Source organism: Lysobacter sp. Root494 (assembly GCF_001427225.1).
GTDB lineage: Bacteria > Pseudomonadota > Gammaproteobacteria > Xanthomonadales > Xanthomonadaceae > Agrilutibacter.
Genome location: NZ_LMFH01000005.1, coordinates 1,147,799 through 1,173,836, shown reverse-complemented (window position 1 = coordinate 1,173,836; position 26,038 = coordinate 1,147,799). Strand labels below are relative to the sequence as shown.

The 26,038-nt window shown below is 64.1% G+C and carries 22 protein-coding genes and 1 tRNA gene; 8 read left to right on the top strand and 15 right to left on the bottom strand.

Annotated elements, in window-relative coordinates:
* The first annotated feature begins 37 nt into the window (after positions 1-37).
* Positions 38-6,763, top strand: a complete 6,726-nt coding sequence (locus tag ASD14_RS08545) for an RHS repeat-associated core domain-containing protein (RefSeq protein ID WP_056131675.1) — start codon at positions 38-40, stop codon at positions 6,761-6,763.
* An 11-nt stretch (positions 6,764-6,774) separates the two neighbouring features.
* Positions 6,775-7,242: a DUF4265 domain-containing protein gene (locus ASD14_RS15720; protein WP_157475175.1), complete on the top strand. Its 468-nt coding sequence runs from the start codon at positions 6,775-6,777 to the stop codon at positions 7,240-7,242.
* A gap of 630 nt (positions 7,243-7,872) precedes the next feature.
* Here the strand turns inward: ASD14_RS15720 and ASD14_RS08535 are convergent.
* The 14 genes from ASD14_RS08535 to ASD14_RS08470 form a co-directional block, all read right to left on the bottom strand.
* Positions 7,873-7,959: transfer RNA gene (locus ASD14_RS08535), tRNA-Leu, on the bottom strand.
* A 72-nt stretch (positions 7,960-8,031) separates the two neighbouring features.
* Entirely contained in the window at positions 8,032-8,484 is a 453-nt protein-coding gene (locus tag ASD14_RS08530; protein ID WP_056131669.1) for a DUF2214 family protein, read from the bottom strand.
* 102 nt (positions 8,485-8,586) lie between these two features.
* Positions 8,587-9,207: a cysteine dioxygenase family protein gene (locus ASD14_RS08525; protein WP_235565338.1), complete on the bottom strand. Its 621-nt coding sequence runs from the start codon at positions 9,205-9,207 to the stop codon at positions 8,587-8,589.
* 254 nt (positions 9,208-9,461) lie between these two features.
* Positions 9,462-10,574 (bottom strand): homoserine O-acetyltransferase, encoded by a 1,113-nt coding sequence (locus ASD14_RS08520; protein WP_056131663.1) that lies wholly within the window; start codon positions 10,572-10,574, stop codon positions 9,462-9,464.
* A gap of 229 nt (positions 10,575-10,803) precedes the next feature.
* On the bottom strand, positions 10,804-11,808 hold the full coding sequence (locus tag ASD14_RS08515; RefSeq protein ID WP_056131660.1) for a tetratricopeptide repeat protein: 1,005 nt from the start codon (positions 11,806-11,808) through the stop codon (positions 10,804-10,806).
* A 1-nt stretch (position 11,809) separates the two neighbouring features.
* Positions 11,810-12,262 (bottom strand): cytochrome c-type biogenesis protein, encoded by a 453-nt coding sequence (locus ASD14_RS08510; RefSeq protein ID WP_082538870.1) that lies wholly within the window; start codon positions 12,260-12,262, stop codon positions 11,810-11,812.
* Positions 12,263-12,411: 149 nt separating this feature from the next.
* On the bottom strand, positions 12,412-12,939 hold the full coding sequence (locus ASD14_RS08505; protein ID WP_255355022.1) for a DsbE family thiol:disulfide interchange protein: 528 nt from the start codon (positions 12,937-12,939) through the stop codon (positions 12,412-12,414).
* Positions 12,940-12,965: 26 nt separating this feature from the next.
* Positions 12,966-14,903, bottom strand: coding sequence for a heme lyase CcmF/NrfE family subunit (locus ASD14_RS08500; RefSeq protein ID WP_056131654.1), 1,938 nt, complete (start codon positions 14,901-14,903; stop codon positions 12,966-12,968).
* A 3-nt stretch (positions 14,904-14,906) separates the two neighbouring features.
* Positions 14,907-15,404, bottom strand: a complete 498-nt coding sequence (gene ccmE / locus ASD14_RS08495; RefSeq protein WP_056131651.1) for a cytochrome c maturation protein CcmE — start codon at positions 15,402-15,404, stop codon at positions 14,907-14,909.
* Positions 15,405-15,414: 10 nt separating this feature from the next.
* Positions 15,415-15,579, bottom strand: a complete 165-nt coding sequence (locus ASD14_RS08490; protein ID WP_056131648.1) for a heme exporter protein CcmD — start codon at positions 15,577-15,579, stop codon at positions 15,415-15,417.
* The gene (locus tag ASD14_RS08485) at positions 15,576-16,343 is read right to left on the bottom strand and encodes a heme ABC transporter permease (RefSeq protein WP_056131645.1); all 768 of its coding nucleotides are present in this window, start codon (positions 16,341-16,343) and stop codon (positions 15,576-15,578) included. Before ASD14_RS08485 ends, ASD14_RS08490 begins: the two co-directional genes overlap by 4 nt.
* A gap of 110 nt (positions 16,344-16,453) precedes the next feature.
* Positions 16,454-17,149, bottom strand: coding sequence for a heme exporter protein CcmB (ccmB, locus tag ASD14_RS08480; RefSeq protein ID WP_200947049.1), 696 nt, complete (start codon positions 17,147-17,149; stop codon positions 16,454-16,456).
* Positions 17,150-17,160: 11 nt separating this feature from the next.
* Positions 17,161-17,811 (bottom strand): heme ABC exporter ATP-binding protein CcmA, encoded by a 651-nt coding sequence (gene ccmA, locus ASD14_RS08475; RefSeq protein WP_056132371.1) that lies wholly within the window; start codon positions 17,809-17,811, stop codon positions 17,161-17,163.
* Positions 17,812-17,898: 87 nt separating this feature from the next.
* On the bottom strand, positions 17,899-18,393 hold the full coding sequence (locus ASD14_RS08470) for a DUF3293 domain-containing protein (protein ID WP_056131637.1): 495 nt from the start codon (positions 18,391-18,393) through the stop codon (positions 17,899-17,901).
* 96 nt (positions 18,394-18,489) lie between these two features.
* Here ASD14_RS08470 and ASD14_RS08465 point away from each other — a divergent pair, with 96 nt between their 5' ends.
* The 6 genes from ASD14_RS08465 (at position 18,490) to virB11 (ending at position 24,601) form a co-directional block, all read left to right on the top strand.
* Positions 18,490-19,638, top strand: a complete 1,149-nt coding sequence (locus tag ASD14_RS08465) for a pyridoxal phosphate-dependent aminotransferase (RefSeq protein WP_056131634.1) — start codon at positions 18,490-18,492, stop codon at positions 19,636-19,638.
* A gap of 467 nt (positions 19,639-20,105) precedes the next feature.
* The gene (locus ASD14_RS08460) at positions 20,106-20,561 is read left to right on the top strand and encodes a TcpQ domain-containing protein (protein WP_235565337.1); all 456 of its coding nucleotides are present in this window, start codon (positions 20,106-20,108) and stop codon (positions 20,559-20,561) included.
* A gap of 41 nt (positions 20,562-20,602) precedes the next feature.
* On the top strand, positions 20,603-21,532 hold the full coding sequence (locus ASD14_RS08455) for a type IV secretion system protein (RefSeq protein ID WP_056131631.1): 930 nt from the start codon (positions 20,603-20,605) through the stop codon (positions 21,530-21,532).
* A 41-nt stretch (positions 21,533-21,573) separates the two neighbouring features.
* A complete protein-coding gene (locus ASD14_RS08450) occupies positions 21,574-22,299 on the top strand; it encodes a TrbG/VirB9 family P-type conjugative transfer protein (RefSeq protein WP_235565360.1) in 726 nt (241 codons plus the stop codon).
* Entirely contained in the window at positions 22,296-23,555 is a 1,260-nt protein-coding gene (locus ASD14_RS08445; RefSeq protein WP_056131625.1) for a TrbI/VirB10 family protein, read from the top strand. The genes ASD14_RS08450 and ASD14_RS08445 overlap by 4 nt, the downstream gene beginning before the upstream one ends.
* A gap of 11 nt (positions 23,556-23,566) precedes the next feature.
* On the top strand, positions 23,567-24,601 hold the full coding sequence (gene virB11, locus ASD14_RS08440) for a P-type DNA transfer ATPase VirB11 (protein ID WP_056131623.1): 1,035 nt from the start codon (positions 23,567-23,569) through the stop codon (positions 24,599-24,601).
* A 15-nt stretch (positions 24,602-24,616) separates the two neighbouring features.
* Here virB11 and ASD14_RS08435 read toward each other — a convergent pair whose 3' ends face one another.
* Entirely contained in the window at positions 24,617-25,714 is a 1,098-nt protein-coding gene (locus ASD14_RS08435) for an NAD(P)/FAD-dependent oxidoreductase (RefSeq protein ID WP_056131620.1), read from the bottom strand.
* Between the last annotated feature and the right edge of the window lie 324 nt (positions 25,715-26,038).

The window sequence follows — 26,038 nt, the reverse complement described above, 5'->3', positions numbered from 1 at the left end:
TCGTTGGCCTGATCGCGAAGGGAATTGGGGAAATTGCATGAAGCAGCACTTCAATGTGGGTCTTGTTCTGGCGTTGGGCGCACTCGTGGCCGCCGTGGGCATCACGCACGCCGAGCCGGTGTGGGCCGATGCCTTCACCGGCACGACGACGGCGCAGATCGTGACCGCCACGACAGGCGAGACCGGCACCGCGCCGCAGGAAATCGAAGCCGCCCAGCGTCTGGGACGCGTCGCGCGACTGGCGCAAGCCTTCCGTGATGCCGAGGCCCACTCCCAACCCATCGCCGAGCTCGAGCGGCTAGCCGACGAGATCGGCCAGTCCGTAGTGGGCCTGGGCCCGGTGGAATTCCTGTTCGGCACGCCCGACGCGCAAAAGCAGGAAGAACTCGATCGCCTGTCCGATGAGATGCGTAGCCAGTACGAGGCAAGCCAAGCCGAAATGGCACGGCGCCTGTCGGCGTTCCGTGAGCGCGCCAACGCCTTGCACGCGGCGCGCCTGCAGGGCGACAAGGCGGGCATGGTGGTGCTCGCGCGTGCCCTGGCCGACTCGCTCAAGGACCAGGATTTTTCCGGCGCGCACAAGGTGCTCAATCCAGAGAGCGTGAAGCGCGTGGTGGCCAAGCGCATCGAGCGTCAGCCTGCGATGACGCACGACGCGCTCGATGCGGTGGTCAAGTCCGACGCGCCCGAGGTGACACCCACAAGCAGCGTGCAGCGGATGAGCGTGGGCGCGCAGGCCGATGCCGTACCCGTGGTCGGACTCAACCCGAACGAAGCGGCCATCACGCCGCGTATCCTGTCGCTGGCCGAACAGCTGGGCAAGGATCCGATCCGCATCTACAACTGGGTGCACGACAAGATCCGCTTCACGCCTACGTTTGGTTCGTTGCGTGGTGCGGACCAAACCCTGGTCGGGCGCCAGGGCAATGCCTACGACACCAACTCGCTGCTGATCGCGTTGTTGCGCGCCTCCGGCTACCAGGCCCGCTACGTGTACGGGACGGTGCAGGTGCCGATCGACCAGGTGCAGAACTGGGTCGGTAATGCGCGCACGCCCGACGACGCGCTGGAGCTGCTGCTGACCGGGGGCATCCCCACGCGTTACATGACCTCGGGTGGACGCATCTCCGCGGTGCAGTTCGAGCACGTGTGGGTCGAGGCCTTTGTCGACTTTATTCCTTCGCGTGGCGCCATCGAACGCCAGGCCGACACGTGGGTTCCGCTGGACGCCAGTTTCAAGCAGTACCACTACGACGCGCCGCTGAAGATGGTTGAGGGCACCGGCTGGAACGCACAGCAGGTCGTCGAACAGTTCATCTCGACCGCCACCATCGGCCAGGACGGTTCGGTAACAGGCCTGGATCGCGAGTACTACGGCGGCCAGATCAATGCCTACGCTTCCAAGGCCGCCAACTTCCTCGACGCGACCGCTCCCAACGCGGACATCGATGCGGTGTTCGGCCGCCAGACCGTCATTGCCTCCGATGACGAGTGGCTGGCCGGCACGCTGCCGTACAAGGTCGTTGCGCGCGGCAGCAGTTACGACGCGCTGCCCGATTCGCTCAAGAACTTCCTGGTCGTCAATCGTTACAACACGCGCACCGACTACGCGCTCGAATCGCCGGCCATGACCTTGCGCATTCCCACCCATGCCTTGGGCGGGAATTCGGTGTTCGTGGATTACGAGGCCGCAACCCAAGCCCAGCAGGACGCGCTGCGCGGTTACGCCGAGCGCAACGATGCCACGCTGCCGCTGTCGGCTTTCGATGTGCGCCCGGTGCTCTGGATCGGCGATGCGGTCGTGCGCACCGACGCCTTCGTCGACATGGGCACCATGCAGATGTGGACGGCGGGTATCGTCGATCCCCATGGTCGCGGCTCGTTCGGTTTTGAGCCCCATGAGTACGCGGCGGGATCGCGCATCAGCTTCACGCCCAACCTGGGCGGGATTTCGCCGGAGCTGTTCGACGACTTCATCCAGCCGCTGCCCGACACCGCGAACCTGCCGTTGTCCAAGGGCCTGCATTTTGCCGGCTTGCAGTACTGGTACATGAGCGACCTCATGGGCCAGCTCAGCGCGAAGGGCTGGGGTGGCAGCTTCCTGCGGCGGCCCTCGGTCGGTGCCTTTGCCGCACCGTTGCAGGTCACCTATTTCTTTGGCATTCCGCGCTCGGGCTTCTTTGCCGGGTATTCCACCGACATCAAGTCCGACAACATCGCCGTCGCCTTGGGCGATCCGCAAAGGCGCAGCCAGATGCTGCTGCAGTTCGGCACGCAAGCCTCGCTCAACGAAAGCCTCACCTGGGACATCCTGCTCAGCGGCCAGCCCGGCTACAGCATGTCGGCCGCGAGCCTGCTGCTGCGCGCCAACGACCTGAAGGTGCCGATCCACACGATTACCCAGGACAACATCGCCCAGATCATGCCCAAGCTGCAGCTGAGCGAGTTTGCCGAAAGCGAAATCGCGCAGGCGGTGGCCTCTGGGCTCATCGCCGTGGCGCCCGAGCGGGAGATTGTCGATACACGTCAAGCCGGCGCCGGGTACATCCTGCTGGATCCGGTGTCAGGCGGCGGCGTGTTCCGCGTAGACGGTGGTCTCAACGGCGCGATCAACGTCGGCTGCGTGGTGCGCGCCATCTCGTTGAAGCTCCTATGCAATTCCAAGATCGCCAAGATCCTCACGCGACGCTTGATGCGATGGGGCGCGCGCATGCTCGCTGGGCTTACGATCGGCGCAATCCTGGGCCCTGCGGCACTTCCTGCAATTGCGGTCGTCAGTGCGGTGCTCATCACGGTCGAGATCATCATGACCGTCATCGAGGTCGTGCAGTGGTTGCAGGAGGTGATGAACGGCATCCGCGAGCTCACCTCCGACGAGATGGCGGAGCTCGGCATCAACGCACTCAACGAGGCAATTTGCAGCTACACCCCGATGTGTTTTGGCGGGCCTCTGGTCGGCATGGCCATGTCGGGACTGGGAGGCTTGGGCGATGCCGTATCGCAGGCCTTCGGCTCGGGCGCCGGCGGGCCGCCGCAGGGCAATCCGATTGCACCTGATCGCGGCTACAAGTACCAGACCGAAACCGACTACGTGGGCAGCGGTCCGTTCCCGCTGGTCTTCGAGCGCCGCTATGTCAGCTACCTGCCCAACGGTGGACCGCTCGGCCACAAGTGGGCCAGTGCCTACTTTGCGCGCATCAAGTTGGCGCCCGATGCCGCCCCGAATGTTCGACCGGATGCGGTCCTGGCGGCACGCGGTGACGGCGCCCTGTTCCAGTTCGTGTATCGCAACGGCGCCTATGTCATCGGCGGCGATATTCCCGAGAAGCTGGAGCGCACCACTAACCTGTTCGGCCATACGACCGGCTGGATCTACACGTCGGCACGTGATGAAGTCGAAACCTACGATGCGGACGGCAGGCTCATCGAGATCCGCAATCGTGCAGGCCTGACGCAGACGCTCGAGTACAACGCGCAGGGCCAGTTGGTGCGCGTCAGCGACCCCTTCGGTCGCTCGCTCGGGTTCGAGTACGACCTTGTGACCGGCCAGGTCACGAAGATGCGCGATCCGCAGGGGCGCGAATACGGATACGACTACGACGACTACGGCAGCTTGGTGCAGGTGACGTACCCGGGCGGCCTGTCGCGCAAGTACCACTATGAAGTGGAAGGCCGTGGCTCGCTGCTGACGGGTATCACCGACGAGCGCGGCATCCGCTACGTCACCTGGAAGTACGACAGCCAGAATCGCGCGATCGAATCGGTGAAGGCGGGCGGCGTCGAGAGCTTCAAGCTGAGCTTTGGCAACAATCAAACTGCAGTCACTGATCCATACGGCGCCACGCGCACCCTGCAGTTCAAGCAGATCCTCGAATCGATGTACCTGTCGAGCGCGACCGAGCCGTGCAGCAACTGCGGCACTGGCAGCATCAGCTCGGTGGAATACGATGGCAACGGTTACCCCACGTTGGTGAAGGATTTCAAGGGGAACGTCACCACGATGCGCTTTAACGCGCGTGGCCTGCCCATTGGCATCACCCGCGCCTATGGCACGCCGGATGCACAGTCCAGCTCGATCGACTGGCACACGACATGGCGCGTTCCGTCGCGCGTGGTCCAGCCATCGGCCTCGGGCGGATCGGCGGTCACGACGTTTACCTACAACAGCATGGGCTTGCCGGAGACGCGTACCGTCACGGCTGATGGGGTTTCCCGCACCTGGACCTACACCTACAACAGCCAGGGTCAGATCGAAACGGAGAACGGTCCCCGTACCGACGTGCTTGATGTCGCCAGTTACAAGTACGACACCGATGGCAATCTCAGCACGGTCACCGACGCGAACGGCTTGACCACGCGTTACACCGAGTACGATGCCGGCGGCAAGTTGCTGACGATGGTGGATCCCAACGGAACCACCACGCGCTATGGCTACGACGAGCGTGATCGCCTGACCTCGACGACGGTCATTGCTCCTGGTCAGACCACCGGCGAAACCACCATTTACGACTTCGATGGCGCCGGTCACTTGACGGGGCTACGGTTGCCCGATGGCAGCGCGCTGACCTACGGCTACGACGATGCGGGGCGCCTGACCAGCGTGCACGACACACTGGGCAACCACGTCGACTACATCCTCAACAATGCGGGTGACCGCGTTCGCGAGGACAATTTCGATCCCAACAACGTGCTGGCGAAGACGATGTCGCGCACGTTCAACACGCTGGGTCGCATGACCGCCCTAGCCGGCGCGGATCCAGACGACGCGACCCTGTTCGGTTATGACGACAACGGCAACGAAACCAGCGCCAAGGCGCCCTTGCATGCCAAGGCCAGCATCAGTGGCTATGACGCGCTCGATCGCCTCGTCGCCAGCATCGATCCTATGGAAGGGGAGGTGGGTTACCGCTATGACGCGCGAGACAACCTGCGCCAGGTGATCGACCCGCGCGGCTTGTCCACGACGTACGGCTACAACGGCTTCAACGAGCTGACTGCGCTCAGAAGTCCCGACACCGGCGCCACCGACTACGGCTACGACGCCGCGGGCAACCTGGTCCGGCGCAAAGATGCGCGTGGGATCACGGCCAACTATGGCTACGACGCGGCCAACCGACTGACAGGCATCACCTATCCCGACGAGACGCTTTCGTATGTCTACGACGAAGAAAGCGGCGGTGTGGGTGCCAAGGGCCGCCTGACTACATTGACCGATGCAAGTGGTTCGACCCGCTACGCATACGACGCACAGGGACGCGTGATCGGCAAGAGCCAGCAACTGGGCGCAGACACGAACGTGGCCGGTCGCAAGACGCTTGGCCAGGCATGGACCGATGGTTTGCGAACAGGTCTGAGCATGCCATCGGGCGCACAGGTCACCTATCGCTACAACACCGATGGGCGCGTCAAGGAAATTCTAGTCAACGGACGGGTGATCGTCAGCGAGGTTGAGTACTCCCAGTTCGATGGACCGAAGGGCTGGAGCACGCCGGCGGGACGCTATCAGCGCGACTTCGACGCGGATGGTCGCATCGAGGGCTACACACGAGGTGGACAGGCGACTGCACTCCAGTACGACTTGGCGGGTCGCATCACCCAGCAAGGTGATTGGACCTACGGGTATGACGACAACGATCGCCTGACCGCAGCTGCTCGCACCGGCAAGAGCCAGACCTGGAAATACGACGCCACGGGCAACCGCACCGAGCAAACTGATGGTGCGGCTGTTACCGGCTATGCCATCGACGAAGGCAGCAACCGTCTGATGGCGGTGGCAGCCGAAGCCCGCCAGTACGACCTGGCCGGCAATACGACCTTCGCTGCCGGGAAGACATTCGTCTACTCCGGTCGGAATCGGATGGTCGAAGTGAAGCAAGGCGTGCTGACGCTAGCCCGTTACGGCTACAACGGACTGGGCGAACGGGTGTGCGCTGCATCGAGCGGTGGCAGCTGCCCGACGGCAACGACCAGCGGCAGCAACTATCGCCAGTACGTCTATGACGACGAAGGGCATCTCGTCGGCGAGTACGACAGCGCGGGCAATCTGATCACAGAACACCTGTGGTTGGGCGATACGCCGGTGGCGGTGTTGAAATCCGCGAGCATGAGAGCCGCCTTTGGCGGGACACAAGCGGGTGATGTAGCGGTTTACTACGCGCAGCCCGATCACCTGGATACGCCGCGCACTATTCTCAATGCTACAGGCGTAACGGTCTGGGCTTGGAACAGCGACGCGTTCGGAACGACGCCTGCCAGCGAGAACCCAAGTGGGCTGGGTCAGTTCACCTACAACTTGCGCTTCCCGGGACAGCAGTTCGATGCCATAACAGGGTTGCACTACAACTACTTCCGGGACTACGAGGCAGAGGTTGGGGCCTACCTGACAAGCGATCCAGATGGGTTGAATGGTGGGCTGAACACCTACTCCTATGTAGGGGCTTCGCCGATTGACTGGAGCGACCACGATGGTCTGAGACGTAGAGGAGGAGAGTTCCCGCGGAAGATGCTTAATGACCAGTATCGCCGGGATCCCTTCTGCACCTACTGTGGTCGCAAAACCATACGGTGCAAAACCCCCAACCCGCTGCGCTTTAATGGCGACCATTGGGTTTCCCTGAAGAACGGCGGAACTAACGACCCTTCAAATCTTGTCTCGTCATGCCAGCAGTGCAACCTTGAAAAGGGCGCCAAAAATGGCGGTCCATTCATGCTCGGGAAGATGAAGAGAACTAAGCTGTTCGACGCAATCAAAGGTATCTTTTAAGGGATGAGCCAGTGCTGTTCTCTACTCAAGCCGAGGTAAAAGTAACTTTCCCTCTGGAAGAGGATAGTTGGCACGGACATGCCACTGAAACGCTGTGGGCGATACCCATGGGAGGCCACACATACTCGCTTCAAAACGTCCCGTTTTTTGTAGTTGGTGTGAGCCGATTTGATCTGGTGAGCGCGATCAAAAAGGACGAGCAGCTTGTATTTCAGTGCCTCCAAGGGCGTTCTGGACATTCGACGGTGCGTGTCGTAAGCGCCGGGGGGCAGAAGGGGTTTGAGCGATTGCAAACTCCCATAACCACACTTCGAGATATGGGGTGCGAGGTAGAAAGAGGTAACGTCGCCGATGTCTGTGTTTACGCAGTCGATGTGCCTACAAACGTAAATTTTGATGCGGTGATTGGCCTGCTTGACGAGATGGCAAGCCGCGGCGGCATCGATTGGGAGATGGGGAACGATGCGCACCCTGACTGAGACCCGTTCGATACACGCCCAGGGATCCTCGTAGCCGGACGATAAGCGTTCGATCGTGGCGTCTATCAAGAACGCGTCGGGCCGATCGATTGTGCCCAGTTCTTCCCGGTGCATCGGAAGGGCTGCCGGGAAGCCGGGCTCCGCACGCAGCGAGTAGGACGCCACGGCGGTACTACCGCGACCGCTGTGCAGGTAATCGACGAAGATCCGGCCGGGTCGCAGCTTCAATGACGACTTGGCCGTGTACCGGGATGGATCCTTCGCTTCAAAGGCTTGGCAACGGCCTTGGTAAAGGCACGCACGGCGGGCCAAGTGTTGCCAGGGCCCTTGAGTGCCGCGACCACGTGAAAGCCTTTCCTGCCTGACGTGCGCAGAAACGACACGAGTCCCGCGCGTCTGCCAGGAGCGCGCGCATGTTCATTGCCGTTCGCCTCACCGAGGACAGAGCCACGCCATCGCCCGGATCGAGGTCCATCAGCTAAAAGGATGTTTTAGTGGGCGGCGTCGCCGCACTACCGCTTTTGTCGTGTACTGGCGCGTGGCACGTGTGAAGCAGTTGCCGCCACTACGGGCTACGCACAACTCGCAAAACAAAAGGGCCAGGCCGCGAGGCTTAGCCCTTGTTTTTACTGGTGCCGGAAGTGGGACTCGAACCCACACGCTTTTAAGGGCGGCGGATTTTGAGTCCGCTGCGTCTACCGATTCCGCCATTCCGGCGCGGGCGCGCAGTATAGCCGAGGAGGGCGGGGTTGTTCCCTGTTGCCGCCTGTCCGGGCGCTCGGAAAAGGCTCAAAAGCCGCCGAAGCGCGCCATCATCGCCGCGAACACCAGAATCGCAGCGACGAGTATCAGTTCGAAGCGGACGATGCCGGCCATCGTCGCGACTTCGCCTGCAGGCGGGGCGAAGCTGGCATCCGCACGCAGCGCCCTGCGCCAGCGCGCGAAGCGGATCGTCGGCAGGATCGAGAGCAGGCCCACCAGCACGAAACATCCGATCTTGGCGTGGAACCACGGATTGTGCAGATAGAAGTCGTAGCCCTTGATTCCGTAGAACACCCGCGCCAGGCCGGCCGCCAACAGCAGGCCTGCGGCCATGCCGTAGCCGGCGTCGAGCTTCGCCAGTCGTTGCACGGCGGCGGTGTCGACGGTGCCGCGGAGCAGGACGGCTTCGGACACCAGCATCGCGATCAGGCCGAAGAAGAGCAGATGGTGCAACGAGGCGAGCAGCAGGTCGGTCAGCATCGGCGTTTCCTCAAAGGGTTACGTGCGGTGGCCTGATCTTCGACGAACCGTATTCCAAGGCACCAGAAAAGACGATGCCGGGACAGGCCCGGCATCGTGGGATCAGTTCGTCGCGTCGGTACAGAGCGTCTTGTCCTGCCTGACAAACCACTCGCCCTCGCGCGGAGCGAACATCGAGCAGCATTCCATCGGCGCCTTGTAGATGTGCAGCGAGATGGCGATGTCGCGTTCGCTGACGTTGCGGATGGTGTGGTACTCGTGCGGCGGGATCAGGCTGCCGGCGCTACCGGGGCCTGCATGCATGCCGCCGGCGGCGCGGAAATGGAAACGCTCGCCGTCGCGTTCCAGCAGTTCGTACTGGACGATCTCGAGTTCGCCGTCCCACACGCCTTCGACGCACCACAGACCGGAGTGGTCGTGGACCGGGGTGCCCTGGCCGGGCCCCCAGGTCATCGCCACGACGCTGTAGCCGTGTTCGGGGCTGCGGTAGAGCTCGCGGCGGGCGTAGTGGTCCTGGATAGGTTCGTGGACGCAGGCGGGGAGTTCGACGTCGCGGTCGCGGATCATCCGGCATAGCGCATTACGCAGGGCGGCGGTGACGGCGTGCTCGTCGCCGGCGGCAACGGCGGCATCGATCGCGGCGACGAGCTTGTCGTGGCCGGGGAAGTCGAGGTCCGGCAGAGTCTCGGCGGATGCGTTCTGATGAGCTTGCGTCATATCCATATAACCAATTCTAGCCGTGTGGGGCAGTGGCTGCTCGTGACCGAGGGCGGAATCCGGAACCAGGGCGGCTGAGGCGTCATCCCGGCGAAGGCGAGGATCAGGGTCTTTGGTGTTGGGAGAAGGGAGCAAAGACACCGGGTTCCCGTCTTCGCGCAACGATCGCCTGGCAGTTGCGTAGGTGGCTCAAGCTTCCGGCTTCATTACCAACGCGGTTACTCCGAAGGCGGGCTCGAGCCCGCATTACGCGGTCGAACTTAAATGGTCGCGAGGAAACCGGAGACGGCTGGCCCGAAACGGGCGATGTCGACCAGGAACGCGTCGTGTCCCTGCGGCGATTCCAGAGGCAGGAACTCCGCGTCGGCGCCGCCCGCGCGCAGTCCGTCGGCGACCTCCTGCTGCTGCTGCAACGGAAACAGGATGTCCGTGTGCACCCCGATCGCGAGCGCCTTGTCGATGCGGATCTTCGACAGACCCGCGGCCGCGTCGCCGCCGGCGTATTCGCCGATGTCGAACCAGTCCATCGAACGGCTGAGGTAGAGATAGCTGTTGGGGTCGTAGCGGCGCACGAAGCGGCGGGCATGACCCTCAAGGTAGCTCTCGACCTGGAATTCGAGGCCGAACGGATCTTCGTCGGGCCGATCGGATTCGAGGCGTACGCGACCGAAGCGGCCGTCCCATTCGAGCGCGGAGCGGTAAGTGATGACGCCGAGCTTGCGCGCCATGCGCATGCCCGATTCCGGATAGCGCTCGTCGTCGTAGTGGCCGTTGTTCCAGTTGGGATCCAGGCGGATCGCTTCGCGCTGCAGCGAGCGGATCGCGATCGAGAACGGCAGCGCGCGCGCGGCACCGGAAATGTTGATGTGCGAACAGGCGATGCCCGGATGCAGCAGCAGGAACGCGAGTGCGGTCATGCCGCCCATCGAGTTGCCGATCACGCAGGCGAGGCGTTCGATGCCGAGTTCGCGTATCACGTGCGCGGCTGAGTTGGCGACGTCTTCGATCGCAAGGTCCGGGAAGTCCAGGCGATAGAGCTCGCCCGTCGCAGGATTGACCGAAGCCGGACCGGTCGAGCCCTTGCAGCTGCCCAACGAGTTCACGCACACCACGTACCAGCGATCGGTATCGATCGGCTTGCCGGGGCCGAGCATTGCTTCCCACCATCCGGCTTCGGGATTGGCTTCGTTTGCCGCGGCATGCGCATCGGGCGACAGGCCGGTGAGGATCAGGATCGCGTTGTCCTTCGCAGCATTGAGTTCGCCCCAGGTTTCGTAGGCGATGCGCGCGCCGCGCAGTTCGCCACCGCGTTTCATGACAAACGGGGAGGGCAGGTCGAAGTAGCGGGTGCCTGGGGGGATGAATTCGGTCATCGCCGAAGTTTAACAACGTGGCGCGGGACGGCCTTGCTGGACGGCGGAATGGTCGGTCACGTGAGCATGAACTTTTCTTCTCCCCGCCTCGCGGGGAGAAGATGCCCGAAGGGCAGATGAGGGAGCTTTGTTGTTGCTCTGCCAGGTGGGGCGTGACTTCCCCTCACCCTGCGTTGCTTCGCAACGCTGTCCCTCTCCCCGCAAGCGGGGAGAGGGCAGTGGGCGCGCGTTACTCGACGACGTGGTCGACCCGAGTGCTGTATTGCGCACCGGGCTTCGGTTGCGCAGCTACCGGCGCCGATTCGAGATCGCCAGCAGCACGGTTGGCGATGCCCTTGCGCGAGATGCGCGCGAGGATTTCCACCGTGCCGGCCTGCGAGAGCTTCATCGTCGGCATCGGGCCGTCGTTGTCGGACAGTTCGACCGTGACGGGGAACGCGGCGACCGGCAGGCGTTTCGCCGCGATCGGCATCGGCGGACCGTTGGGCTGGCGTGCGAGGACGAAGAGGACATCCGTGGGCTTGAGCGTCGACTTCAGCTCGGGCGCGATGTCGATAGTCACGCGGAGCAGAGCTTGCGATGCCGAAGCCGCAGCGACAGGGGGAAGCGGCTTCATGCCGGCTTCCCCGCGCGCGACGTTGATCTGGGCGCGCAGGCTCTCCACCGTCTTTGGTTCCACTACGGCGAGCAGGGGTTCCCACGTCTTTGCGGCCTCGGCGGGCTGCTGCGCCTGGCGTTGCGCGATGCCGAGGAACCAGCGCGCGCGCTGGTGCATCGGCTGCCGCTCCAGTGCGTGGTTCAGCATCGCGATGGCCGCCTCGTCGAAGCGGTGATCGGTATTGGCGAGGGCGCGTGCTTCCGCGGCTTCGGCGAGCAGGTCAGGTTCGTCGGGCGCGAGCTTCACTGCTTCGGCATAGGCGTCGCGCGCCTGTTGTGGACGGCCTTGCGCGGCCTGTGCGCGGGCAAGCAGACGCCAGCCTTCGGGCTGGTTGGGGTCGCGCTTGAGTTCGGTTTCCAGCTGGGTGACGGCATCGGCCAGAGTTTCCGGTGCGCGACGCTGCGCGGGATCGAGGGCGCGCGGCGTGCCGACGAGCAGGTAGAGCAATCCTGCGACGATCGCCACGGAAGTCGTCATCGCGAACCCGATACTGCGGTTGTCGCGCCACAACGGCCGCAGCGCAACGCCGAGCGCCAGCACCGCGATCAACAGTGCTGCAATCACAAAAACGGTCACGTCACCACTCCTGCTCGTCGTCGTTCGTGGTCGTGGCGATGGACGAACGCCTGCGCACCAGGCCTGCGACGATGAAGCCGCCGGCGAGCAGCACCAATGCGGGACCGAACCACAGCAGCCACGTCTTCGATTCGACCTGCGGGCGATAGAGCACGAATTCGCCATAGCGCGCGACGAGGAAGTCCTTGATCTGCGCGTCCGACTTGCCCTGGCGCATCAATTCCAGCACTTCGTTGCGCAGGTCGCGGGCGATCTGCGCGTTGGAATCGGCCAGGGACTGGTTCTGGCACATCACGCATCGCAGTTCGGAGACAAGCGCGTGGAAGCGCTTTTCTTCCGCGACGTTGGTGAATTGCGGTGGGGCTTCGGGTTTGGCGGGCTGGGCGGAGACGAAGCCCGTACCGAGAGCCAGCAGAAAAGGCAACGTTGCCGTCGCGATGCTTTTGCTCGTCATTCCCGCGAAAGCGCGCGTCTTTTTCACGGACGCACGTCCGATCATCCAGTGTCTTCGCTTTTTCATTGCCGCTGCGGAAGAGCAAAGTCGCTGGATTCCCGCTTTCGCGGGAATGACGATCGATTTGATCGCAGCCGATACAGCAAAGGTCATGGCTGGCTCTCGATCCCAGCCAGCTTCGGCATCAGCTGCCTGGCGATGACTTCATCCGTGAGCGGGCCAACGTACTTCCAGCGCACGATGCCCTTGCCATCGACCAGGAAGGTTTCCGGCGCGCCGTAGATGCCCCAGTCGATCGCTGCTTTTCCTTCGCGATCGGCCACCACGATCCAGTACGGATTGCCGAACTCCTCCAGCCACCGGAGCGCATCGGCGTGCTCGTCGTTCCAGTTGAAGCCGACGACGCGCACGCGCTTGGTTTCGGCGAAACGCGTCAGCACCGGATGCTCGTCACGGCACGCGGGGCACCAGCTTCCCCACACGTTGAGGATGTACGGCGCGCCGCGAAGGTCCTTCGTGCCGAACAGGCGGCCGGCTTCGTGCAGCACGGGCAGTTCGAACGCAGGCGCAGCCTTGCCAATCAGCGGGGAGGGCAGCGCTTCGCGATTTGGATTGCGGCTCATCCACACGCCGGCGGCGAGCAGAACGCCCAGCACGCCGACCACCAGCAACGGCATCCAGCGCATGATCGGTTTGCGCTCGCTCATGCGTTTGCCTCCGCGATTTTTCGTTGTTCGGTGCGGGCGAAGCGGCGATCGGTCGCCGCGACCAGTCCGCCGAGCATCATCAGCAGCGCACCAGCCCAGATCCAGCGCACGAAAGGCTTCACGTGCACGCGCAGCGCCCATGAGCCGCCCCCGAGCGGTTCGCCCATCGCGACGTAAAGATCGCGGGTGAAGCCGGGATCGATCGCGGCCTCGGTCATCACCTGTCCGCCGCTCGCGTAGGCGCGCTTTTCGGGATGCAGCACGGTGAGCGGGGCATCGTCGTGGAACACCGTCACCGTGCCGCGATCGCCGATGTAGTTCGGTCCCTGGTAGCGTTCGGCGCCATCGAAACGGAATGCATAGCGGCCCAGTTCGACACGCTGTCCCTGCATCACCGCGACTTCCCGCTGCTGGCTCAGGCCTTCGGTGAGCAATGCACCGATGACGAAGACAGCGATGCCGAGGTGCGCCAGCGTCATGCCAAGCATTTCGGCGGTGAACTGCCTGCCCGTCTGTTCGAAACGCGACCAGACGAAACGCGCCGTGCCCACCGCAATCCACATGGCGGCGAGCACGCCTGCCAGCACCTTCCACGACGACTGCGGGGTGAAGAAGTAGGCGGCAACACCTGCGAGCACGGCGAGCGCCGCCCATGGCAACAACATGGCCAACGGCTTCGACGCCTGCTCGCGTTGCCAGCGCGTGATCGGGCCGAACGGCACCAGCAGGAGCAAAGGGGCCATCAGCACCATGAACATCAGCGCGAAGTAGGGTGGGCCGACGGAAATCTTGCCGAGGTCCAGCGCATCGGCCAGCAGCGGATACAACGTACCCAGCAGCACCATCGCACACGCGCTCGAGAGCAGCAGGTTGTTGACCAGCAGCAGGGTTTCGCGCGAGGCCATGCTGAAAGGCGCGCCGCCTTCATCCGAAGGCGCGCGCAGTGCGTACAGCACGAGCGAGCCACCGATCACGATGCCGAGGAAGATCAGGATGAAGACGCCGCGCGTGGGATCCGCCGCGAAGGCATGCACCGACGTCAGCACGCCCGAACGCACCAGGAAGGTGCCCAGCAACGACAGCGAGAACGTCGCGATCGCCAGCAGCAGCGTCCAGCCGCGGAAGCTGCCGCGCTTTTCCGTCACCGCCTGCGAATGCAGCAGTGCTGCGCCCGCGAGCCACGGCATGAACGATGCATTCTCGACCGGATCCCAGAACCACCAGCCGCCCCAGCCGAGTTCGTAATACGCCCACCACGAACCCAGTGCGATGCCCAGCGTGAGGAACGCCCAGGCGATGTTCGTCCACGGGCGCGTCCAGCGCAGCCAGCGCGCGTCGATGTGGCCATCGAGCAATGCGGCGATCGCGAATGCGAACGGCACCGAGAAACCCACGTAGCCGAGATACAGCATCGGCGGATGGATGATCATCCCGGGATCCTGCAGCAGCGGATTGAGGTCGCGGCCTTCGGCAACCGCCGGCAGCAGGCGTTCAAACGGGTTGCTGGTGAAGATCAGGAAAGCGAGGAAGCCGAATGCCACCGCGCCCATCACGCCGAGCACGCGCGCGATGACTTCCGCGGGCAGGCGCTGCGAGAAGCGCGCGACGGCCGCGGTCCATACCGCGAGGATCAGCGCCCACAGCAGCAGCGAGCCCTCGTGCGATCCCCACACCGCGGTGTAGCGGTACACCATCGGCAGCAGTGAGTTGCTGTTGGTCGCGACGTACTTGATCGAGAAATCCTGGCTGACGAAGCCGTAGGTCAGCACGCCAAACGCGAATGCCACCAGTGCGAACTGCGCGAATGCCGCAGGGCGCGCGACCGCCATCCAGGCGCCGATGCCACGCTGCGCGCCGACCAGCGGCAGGACGGCCTGCAAGGCCGCAACCAGGAGCGCGAGGACTAGTGCGATCTGGCCGAGTTCTGGCAACACGGCTTACTTCGTTTCCGTGGCGGGCGCCGGCGCCGCGCCCTTGATCGGAGCGACGTCGTGCTTCTTGTGCGCCATGCCCATCTTGTCCGCGACTTCCTTGGGCATGTAGGTCTCGTCGTGCTTGGCGAGCACCTGCTCGGCGACGAAGTGGTCGCCTTCCATGCGGCCCGTCGCGATCACGGCCTGCTTCTCGCGGAACAGGTCGGGAAGGATGCCGGTGTAGATCACGGGCATTTCTGCATCGCCGTCGGTGACGCGGAAGTGGGCTTCGAGCGAACCCTGCGCGCGCTTGAACGAGTCCGCGGCGACCATGCCGCCGAGGCGGAAGCGCGCGTGCGAGCTGCCAGCTTTCATCGGCACGTCGCCGCGCAGCACTTCGCTGGGCGTGTAGAGATAAGTGACGTTGCGCTGGATCGCGTAGGTGATCATCGCGGCGGCAATGCCTGCAGCGGCGACGAGCGCAGCGATCCAGAGAAGACGGTTACGGCGTACGGGATTCATTGCAGCTCGGTCATCGGGTCAATTCATTGCGGGAAATGCGCGCGGCTTCGCGCGAAGCGCGCAGGCGTGCATTGCGAAGCTGCCGGCGGATCTGCAGTTGCGTGGCGAAGAAGTCCCAAGCCAGCACGATCACGAATACCGCATACGCGGCGATCAGGTAACCGAGATAGCTCATGCGCGCGGACCTTCGGTGCGTTTGCCCTGCGCGAGCGCGGCTACCCATCCCTTGCCAGCCTCGCGGCGCAGGTTGTCGGCGCGTGCGCGGGCGAGCAGGGCGCCAATGAACCACAGCTTCGTGCCGACGATCATCAGGATCAGCGGCGGAATCATGCTCGAATCCATCGACGACTCGCCCATCAGGCGGATCGTCTGGCCCTGGTGCAGCGAATTCCACCACACCACCGAATAACGGATCACCGGCAGCAACGCGACGCCGACGATGGCGAGGAAACCGGCGGCCCGCGCAGCGGCGCGGCGATCGTCGATCGCGTTGTAGAGACCGATCACGCCCAGGTACATGAAGAGCAGGATGAGTTCGGTGGTCAGGCGCGGATCCCAGTCCCACCACGTGCCCCACATCGGCTTGCCCCAGACCGAACCGGTCAGCAGCGTGATCAGGGTGAAGGCGGCGCCGATCGGTGCGCAGGCCATCGCCAGGATCTCGCACAGCTTGATCCGCCACACCTGCGCGATCACCGCGTACACGGCCATCAGCGCGTACACGGCCATGCTCATCCACGCGCTCGGCACGTGGATGTAGAGGATGCGGAAGCTGTCGCCCTGCTGGTAATCGGCGGGTGTGTGGAACAGGCCCCAGTACGCGCCCACCGCCATCATCAGCAGGCCCAGGCCATAACCCCACGGCGCCCATCGCGCGGCGAAGCGGTCGAAGTAGGGCGGCGAACCAAGTTGGTGGAACCAGCGCAGGATCGGATTCATCGTTTCTCGTGCAGCTCCGCTGCAAGCGGGCGGCGGCATTGTCGCGGAGTCCGTTGCTCCGCAGCTTGATCGAGCTCAACCGGCCGCACGGGAGTGCAGCCGGCTTGGTGTCAGTTCAGTGCGATGCGGATCGCGGCGGCGGCGGCCAGCGGTGCGAGCACCAGCGCCAGGACCAGTCCGGCCCCCAGCATCAGCAGCGCCCCGGTGACGTCCAGTCCCTGCGCCGCCTGGACGACGCTGCCGGCCCCGAACACCAGAACGGGCACGTAAAGCGGCAGCGCCAGCAAGGCGACAAGTATACCGGAGCGTCGCATTCCGACCGTCAGCGCAGCCACCACCGCACCGAGCAGACTGAGCAAAGGCGTGCCCAGCGCGAGCGAGGCCAACAGCACGCCCAACTGGTCGTGCGGGAGATGCAGCAGTTCAGCCAGCAGCGGCGCGGCGAGCAACAGCGGCAGCGCCGTCGTCGCCCAGTGCATGAACGTGCGCACCAGCACCAGCCAGGCGAGCGGCACCGGGGCCAGCATCCATTGTTCGAGCGATCCGTCTTCCGCATCGCCGCGGAACAGCGTGTCCAGGGCGAGCAGGCCTGCCAGCAGCGACGCGAGCCACAGCACCGCGCCGGCGGACTTCGCCAAGGTCGCGCGATCGTTACCCAGTGCCAGCGCGAACAGCGTCACCACCAGCAGCGCGAACAGCGCCGGCTGCAATGCATCGCCGCGTCGCCGCCACAACAGGCGCAGGTCGCGCACGAACAGTGCGCGCGCCGAAGCCATCAATCCGGGCTGCAAGGCATCGGTCTGCACGGCCAGGCGCGTCATGCCGGCTTCCTCATCACCAGCATCCGTGTCCGTACCGGCGGTGCCGCGTAGGCGCCGTGGGTCGTCACCAGGGTGGCGCCGCCGTCCTGCAGGTGCGCCTGCACCATGCGGTTCACCAGTTCGATGCCTTCCAGGTCGAGGTTGGCGTAGGGCTCATCCAGCAACCACAGCGGAGCGGGCGACAGCCACAGCCGTGCCAGCGACAAGCGCTTCTTCTGTCCGGCCGAGAGTTGCCGCGCGAGCGCGTCCTCGTGCCCGGCCAGGCCCACCATCGCCATTGCCTGTTCCGGCAGCAGTTGCGTGCGGCGACCGTGCAGGCCGCAGAGGAAATCGAGGTTCTCCAGCGCGCTGAGGTCCGCCTTCAATGCGGGCAGGTGGCCGAGATAGGCGATCGCGTGCGAGCGCTGGTAGGCATCCGCGGTGCGACCTTCAATGAGGATCTCGCCTTCGTCGAGCTTCAGCAGCCCGGCCAGCACGCGCAGCAGCGTTGTCTTTCCCGCGCCGTTGTCGCCCTGCACCAGCAGCGCCTCGTTCGCATCGACCGCGAAATCCAGCGGCCCGAACACCGGCTCGTCATTGCGCGCGAACCGCAAACCACGGGCTTCGAGCAACGGGGGCGGGGCGGTCTTGGGCGGCGTCGTGTCCAGAAGAAGGGCGACCGGCAACAGCGGCCACGGCCGCGAAGCGGCAATTTTAAGCGATTAGCCCTTTAACCGATGGCCCCGGCGTGATGCTCAGGGCTCGATCCAGTCCACATGCGCGACATCTGCGCCCAGGGGCCGCGACATCAGCATCCGCAGCCGCACCGGTTCGCCGAACGCCCACGCCAGCACGCCGGCCTGGCCGAATTCGCGACCCAGCAGGTCGAGCAGGCCAGGGTCGACGTCCGCCACCAGCCAGCCAGCCTCGCGCCACTGGCCCTCCCTGTCGAAGGCGTGCGCCGGCTGGCGTATCGCGCCGATGGCATCGAGCCGCGCGACCAGTGCTGCGTTGGCGGTTTCGTTCGCCGCATCCGACTGCGGCACCGAGCGCGGATTCCACGCGGTGATGAAGCCGTATCGTTCCGCGAGCCAGTAGGCCTCGAGGTCGTCGGCGCACTGGCCGACAGTCAGGCGCAGCGCGTCGCCATCGAGTACCACGGCGTATTCGGCCTGGGCGTAGGCCGTTGCCAATCCGGCTGCGTCGAGTATCCGCAGCTCGCGCGTGCCGCTCATCTCCATCGTCCCCATGGTTCGATCCCTCGACAGTACTCCCCCGGATGCCATTAGGCCGCACGGACCCGATTCCTTACACTCCGGGGTTTCACCTATACGCCATTGCCCTCGATGACCCCGGAAACCAAGCTGCCCAAGGTCGGTACGACCATCTTCACCGTGATGTCGCAGCTCGCCGCCGAGCACGGCGCGGTCAACCTGGGCCAGGGCTTCCCCGATTTCAACGTCCCCGAGCGCCTGATCGAAGCCCTGGACCGCGCCATGCGCGAGGGCAGGAACCAGTACGCCCCGATGACCGGCATCCCGGCCCTGCGCCAGGCCATCGCCGCCAAGACCGAACGCTGCTACGGCTATCGCCCCGATGCCGATGCCGAGATTACCGTCGCCTCCGGTGCGTCCGAAGCCATCTTCGACGCCGTCCTCGCCGTCGTCCGCCCGGGCGATGAAGTGATCGTCCTCGACCCCTGCTACGACTGCTACGAGCCCGCCATCGATCTCGCCGGCGGCCGCGCCGTGCACGTGCCGCTGGACCCGGCCGACTTTTCCGTGCCGTGGGGCAAGGTCAAGGCGGCAATAAACAGGAAGACGCGGATGCTGATGATCAACAGCCCGCACAACCCGTCCGGCGCGATGTTCAGCGCCGAAGACATCGCCCAGCTCACCGATGTGTTGCGCGGCACCGGCATTTACCTGCTTTCGGACGAGGTGTACGAACACATCATCTTCGACGGCGCCCGCCACGAATCGATCCTGCGTTATCCGGAACTGCGCGAGCGCGCCTTCGTCGTGTCCAGCTTCGGCAAGACCTATCACTGCACGGGCTGGAAACTCGGCTACTGCGTCGCACCACCCGCGCTGTCGGCCGAGTTCCGCAAGGTCCACCAGTACAACACCTTCTGCACCTTCGCTCCCGCGCAGTGGGCGTTCGCGGAAATGATCGAGGCCGAGCCGGCGCATTACGACGGACTCGGCGCGTTCTACCAGGCCAAGCGCGACCGCTTCCGCGAGCAGCTGCTGACGACGAAGCTCAAGCCGTTGCCGGTGCCGGGCGGCTATTTCCAGTTGGTCGATTACGCCGCGGTGAGCGACCTCGACGATGCGGCATTCTGCCGCTGGCTCACGATCGAGAAGGGCGTCGCCGCGATTCCGCTGTCGCCGTTCTACGAGACCGCGCCGCAAGGCCAGCGCCTGGCGCGCCTGTGCTTCGCCAAGAACGAAGCGACGCTGGATGCCGCGATCGAGCGGTTGCAGAAGCTTTAGTCGCAACTGCGGGCTGGCATGAGCGCCGGAGCTTTACGCCGACAACAATAAGCATCCAGGTTTCCAGACCCTCGCCCGCTCAGCGGGGAGAGGGACAGCGTTGCGAAACAACGCAGGGTGAGGGCGTCTCACAAGCCCCCACTTGCCCACCACGCAAACTTCGTTCTACTCTCCGCGCCGGGCGTCCATGACGCCCTCGAGTAGCATGCCGACGCTGGAAGGGAGAGTTCAGGGATAGAACGATCACCGCTTGCTTGAACACGGATCGCCGGTTGCGATCGTGAAGCGGTGTTGTACAGGGAGCGTACGCGCGAGCCGTCCAGAGCGGCCGCCGGGCTTTGCGCCCTGGCATTGCTTTATCCACTTGTCTCACCCCACGGCGAAAGCCGCACGGTATTGCATGGCCACGCCATGCGATCGGCGGCTTCGGCGCATGCGCGTTCAATTCAACGCAGATCGGGGACAGCGTGAGTACTAAGACTGCAGTTGCGTTCGATGCCAGGGCCATCCTGATGCTGGTGGTCATGGCGGCCATCACGGCTTGCGCCTCGGCGGCGCCGGAATACGGCGGCCGCTGGAAGTCCGTCAACCGTTACGCGGACATCCCGCAGGAAATTCCGCTCTACCAGGCGTACGCGTTCTATCCGTCGCCGATGGACAGAACGCTCAAGACGATGCTCGCGCGATGGGCGCGCGATTCGAAGATGACGTTGTCGTATCAGCATCCTTCGGACTTCACCCTGCATTCGGCCGTGGCGGACATTCGCACCAACGACCTGCAGGAAGCGGTTTCGCAGCTGACCACCGCCTTCGCGCAGCAAGGTGTGTCCATCACCACCAAAGGCAACCAGATCGTCGTCCGCGGTGTGACGCCGGCAACGGCTGCAATTCCAACGGATACCACGTCAACAGCTGCGCCCTGACCGGCGCAGGTTGAACGTTCCATTCGACAAGGAAGAAACGAATGTTCGGGAAAAAAACAGACACGCCCGGTATCCAGGCAGCGGTAGCCAAGGCCGCGAACTTCGAAAACACCATCGCGGACATGGCGCGGCGCAGCGAACGCCGTGCATGGATGGTGGCGTGGTCCGCGATCGTGATGGCGCTGATCCTTGCGGGCGGTTACTTCGTGTTCCTGCCGCTCAAGGAGAAGGTGCCGTACCTGGTCATGGCCGATGCATACACCGGCACCAGCACGGTGGCGCGGCTTACCGGCAACCTGGGTGAGCGCGGCATCGCGGCGAGCGAGGCGATCAACAAGAGCAACATCGCCCATTTCGTAATGGCACGCGAATCGTACGACTACTCGCAGTTCGGCCAGCAGGACTGGAACACGGTCCACGCGATGGCCACGCCCCTGGTGACCGCCGGTTACGCAAAGCTCTACACGAAGATCAACCCCGCCAATCCGCAAACACTGTTCGGCAAGAACAGGTCGATCCGGGTAAAGATCCTCAGCCTGCAGCTGCACGATCCGGCGGAAGTCGGAAGCGTGCCGAAGTCGGCCACCGTGCGTTTCCAGCGCAGCCTGTACGACAAGGCCGCGGGCACCAGCACGCCGCTGGACAGCAAGATCGCGTCCCTCGAATTCAGCTACAACGAGCACCTGAAAATGGACGAGCCGAACCGGATCCTCAATCCGCTGGGCTTCCAGGTGACGAGTTATCGCGTCGACAACGACTACGCCGCGTCGCCGCCGATCGAGAGCGAGTTCCCGACGCCGGTGCATTCCGAACCAGCGAGCGACAACGCGTCGCCTGATGCATCAGGCCAGGCATTCGATCAAGAACCCGGAATGCCCGAGTCCGCTACGCCGGTGGATGGTACGGAACAGCGAACAGCGGACGCGATTGAACCGGCGGCCCGCAGTGCGAATGGAGTCAGCACCCAATGAACCCCTTGCGTAAACATCACCTCACTGCCGTGTTGCTGTTCATGGCGATCTTCAGTGCCGCATTGCCGGCGGCCGCGCAGGTCATCCAGGAATACGAATACGAGCCCAACCGCATCTACCAGGTGCGCACTGGCCTGGGCATCACCACCCAGATCGAACTCAGCCCCAACGAGGAGATCCTCGATTACAGCACCGGCTTCAGCAATGGCTGGGACATGAGCCGGCGCGACAAAGTCTTCTATCTCAAGCCGAAGAACGTCGACGTCGACACCAACATGATGGTGCGCACCGCCACGCATTCGTACATCTTCGAGTTGAAGGTCGTCGCCACCGACTGGCGCGCGCTGGAGCAGGCGAAGAATGCCGGCGTGCAATACAAGATCCGCTTCGTGTATCCAAGCGACACCGAGTTCGCGACGAATAGGGGCGAGGAGAGCGCACCGCAACCGGAGCTCAGCACGCAGCTCGACAAGAGCCGCCAGTACAACTTCGATTACCAGTACGCCACGCGCACCAGACAAGCCTGGCTGATTCCCGCCAACGTCTACGACGATGGCCGTTTCACCTACGTCCGCATGAGCGATCTGAAGAGCATTCCTACCGGCAACTTCCCGGCGGTGTTCGCACGCGAGCGCGAGGACAGCGAGGACTTCGTGGTCAACACCACGGTCGAAGGCAACACGCTCATCGTCCACGGCACCTATCCCTATTTGGTCATCCGCCACGGCAAGAACGTCGTCGGCCTGCGCAGGAACTCCCGGAAATGAACCAGAACACGCCTAATCAGCAGGGTCGTGCCGATGCCTATGGGTCCGCGCAGGACGTGAGCCACGAACACGGACATGCACGCGCGAATCCAAACCCATATTTCGCGCAGCACCAGGCGGCGCAATCGCCAGATCTGGATGCAAACACTCCATTGCTGCGATCCAGCGATGTGCAGCGCCTCAATCGCAAGGCGCTGGTCTTCCTCGCCGGTATCGTCGCGTTGCTGATTGCCGCCGCGATCTGGATGGTCAACAGCGCGACGGCGGGCAGCGACGACCGCAAGCCCAAGGTCACCGAAGAGGAAGTGAACATACCGGAGCTTCCCAAGGCAGCAACCGAAGAGCAGGCGCCGATTCCCGCATCCGAATTGCCGCCTCTGCCGGTGGAAGACATGGCGGAAATGCAACCGATGCCCGAGCCGCCAACGATGCCGGCTTATCCCGGTTCGATCGATGGCATGCCTCACGAACCCAGCCTGATGGAGCGGCGCATGGCCAACCTCGCCGGCGGAGAAAGCCTGCAGGCTTCGGCCAGCGGTGGCGCGCCCGGCATGATGTCGCCGGAAGCCTATGCGCGGGCAATGATGACCGCGACGGGACAGGAAGGCGCGCAACAACCCGCCGCCGCGCCCACGCGCGTGATGCCCAGCAGCGCGCAACCGCTCACCAATCCGGACACGTTGCTGCTGCGCGGCACCTACATCCGCTGCGTGATGGAGACCCGCATCGTGACCGATGTAGCCGGTTTCACGTCCTGTGTTGTCACCGAACCGGTGTATTCCGTCAACGGTCGCCGCCTGTTGCTGCCGAAGGGCTCGAAGATTTCGGGCACCTACGAAAACGCCAACATCACCGGTCCGCGCGTGGCCGTCATCTGGGATCGCATCACCACGCCTAACGGCATCGACATCAACATGGCGAGCCCAGGCGTCGACAACCTCGGTGGAGCGGGGCATCCGGGCGATTACAACGCGCATTGGGGCAGCCGTATCGCCTCCGCCATGCTGATCAGCCTGATCAGCGATGCCTTCAAGTACGCCGCGGCGAAGAACGGACCCGAGTCGACCGTCGTCACCAACTCCGGCACCGAGGTGGTGCAGCCCTACGAAAGCAACACGGCACGCGCGATGGAGCGCCTGGCCAACCAGGCCGTCGATCGCAGCATGAACCGACCGGCGACCGTGACGATCAACCAGGGCACGGTGGTGAACGTCTACGTCGCCAAGGACGTGGATTTCTCTTCGGTCCTGCGCTGATCGCGACGCAAATGGAAACCGAAAGCTCGCCCGTCGCTCGCATCTCCAACGACTTCCTGGACTACCAGTACCAGGTGCTGGGCATCCAGGATTTCATGAATTCGCCGGAAGTCACCGAGATCTGCATCAATCGTCCCGGTGAGCTTTACCTCGAAACACATGCGGGCTGGAAGCGGACCGAGGTGCCCGGACTGACCTTCGAACGCGTGCGCCAGTTCTGTACCGCGGTGGTGAACGAATCGAACACCGGCCAGCGCATCACCGACGCGGACCCGGTGGTCTCGCTGACGTTTCCCACCGGGCAGCGCGCGCAGTTCGTGATTCCGCCTGCCTGCGATGCGGGGAAGGTGTCGATCACGATCCGGCTTCCTTCCAAGCACAGCAAGACGCTCCAGCAGTACCAGGACGATGGCTTCTTCGACCAAGTGCTCGAGCAGGAACACGCACTGGGCGACCACGACCGCGAGCTGCTCGACCTGTGTTCCTCGCGCCGCTACGCGGATTTCTTCAGGAAGGCGGTGCAGTACAAGAAAAACATCGTCGTCGCGGGCGCTACCGGCAGCGGCAAGACGACCTTCATGAAGTCCCTGGTCAACCACATTCCGGACAACGAGCGTCTGGTCACCATCGAAGACGCCCGCGAACTCTTCATCGGCCAGCCCAACGTCGTCCACCTGCTGTATTCCAAGGGAGGACAGAGCACCAGCAACGTGAGCGCCAAGAGCTGCATGGAAGCGTGCCTGCGCATGAAGCCGGACCGCATCATCCTTGCCGAGCTGCGCGGCGACGAATCCTTTTACTTCATCCGCAACTGTGCGTCCGGTCATCCAGGTTCGATCACCAGCTGCCACGCCGGCAGCACGGCGCAGACGTGGGACCAGCTCGCCCTGATGGTCAAGGCCTCGGCTGAGGGCTCCGGGTTGGAATTCGCCGTGATCAAGCGCCTGCTGATGATGACCATCGACATCGTGGTGCACATCAAGGCGCATGCGGGCAAGCGCTTCATCACCGGCATCGACTTCGATCCGGCGCGGGCGAACGCCTGACGGCATGGTTCGCCGCTAGGAACGGCGCTTGTGGAAATACACCTGCTCCGCCGCCCAGCGCAGGGGCGGTGAGTAGAGGAACAGGTCGAAGGGCCAGTCGAACTGCAGCTTGTCGTAAGCCCAACGCAGGGCGCGCTTGGTTCGAAAACGGGGCGCCGCTTCGATGGCGACCTGTTCCGGTTGTCGGCCGGCTTCGCGGATATGCGATGCGATGGCGCAGCCGACCGTCCAGCCATGTTCCCATGCCGAGTGGATGCCGCCCGCAGTGACGGGGGAAACGATTCCCGCGGCGTCGCCGGTGAGAATGACGCGGTCGCGCGCCATGTCGATGACGGGGCCGCTGCAGGGAATCAGTCCCGCACGCGTGTGGCCGGGTATTAGGCGCCTCGGCAGACCGCCCGCCATGCCGACGCGCAGCAGGAAGCCTTCGATGTCCGGCACGCGGGCGTTCTCCGGATCATGGCGCAGCGCGAGGCCGGCCTGCACGCCGGTCGGATTTTGCGCGATCCAGCCGATGTAACCGGGCGCGTAGCGCTTGCTGATGAAGCAGTGAAGGGCACTGTCTTCAACGAGCCGCGCGCCCGGAAATTCGTATTCGACCCCGTAAAGGAACTGACGCACCTGGCCGAGTCCGCAACGCTGCGCGACGCGCGATCGCGCGCCGTCCGCGCCGACGAGATAGCGCGTGGTACCCGCGCCCTCCACCTGCCAGCCTCCGTCGACGCGAGCACACTGCGTGAAGGCGCCGCCGAGCCGCAGGTCGACGCCGTGGGCACGTAGCTGTTCCGCCAGCCAGCGCATCACCCGCGGTGTGTCGGTCGTCAGGAAGTAGTAGCCCGGCGCGGCGAGCGCGATCTGGCGGAGGCTGGGTGCGTACAGGCGCACCTGCTCGACGCGGCGCGTCATCGAAGCGGGAAGCTGGTTTAGCAGCGTCTGCTCGGCGGCTTCCTTGACGATGATGCCGGTGGTGCGGAGCTTGTCGCCGGGGTCGCGCTTGCGTTCGAGTACGCACACGCGCAGGCCGCGTTGCGCGGCGGCGAGTGCACAGGCGGCGCCGGCGAAGCTCGCGCCGACGATGATGATGTCGAAGTCGTAGGGGTGTGGTGTCGCCATCGCTGTGTTCGCTTGGTACGAAGACAGGATGGCGGCGTGCTGCGAAGCAATTGCGGTGTGATTGTGAAGTGGGTGCGAAGTCGGCGGCTGGTTTCATCTACCTCGCGTGTCGGAAGCAGTTATCTCTCGCTTGCGCGCAGCTTCGGTTGCATTCGGAAGCAGTTACCTCTCGTTTGCGCGTAATCTCGCGGTTGATTTGGAAGCAGTTCACCCTCCCTTGCGCGCAGCGCAGGGGAGGGCCGGGGAGGGGTGCTCTTGCTCTTGCTTGTGTGTCCTTTATCGAGGGACAAAGTCAAAGGGCACCCCTCCCCAGCCCTCCCCTTC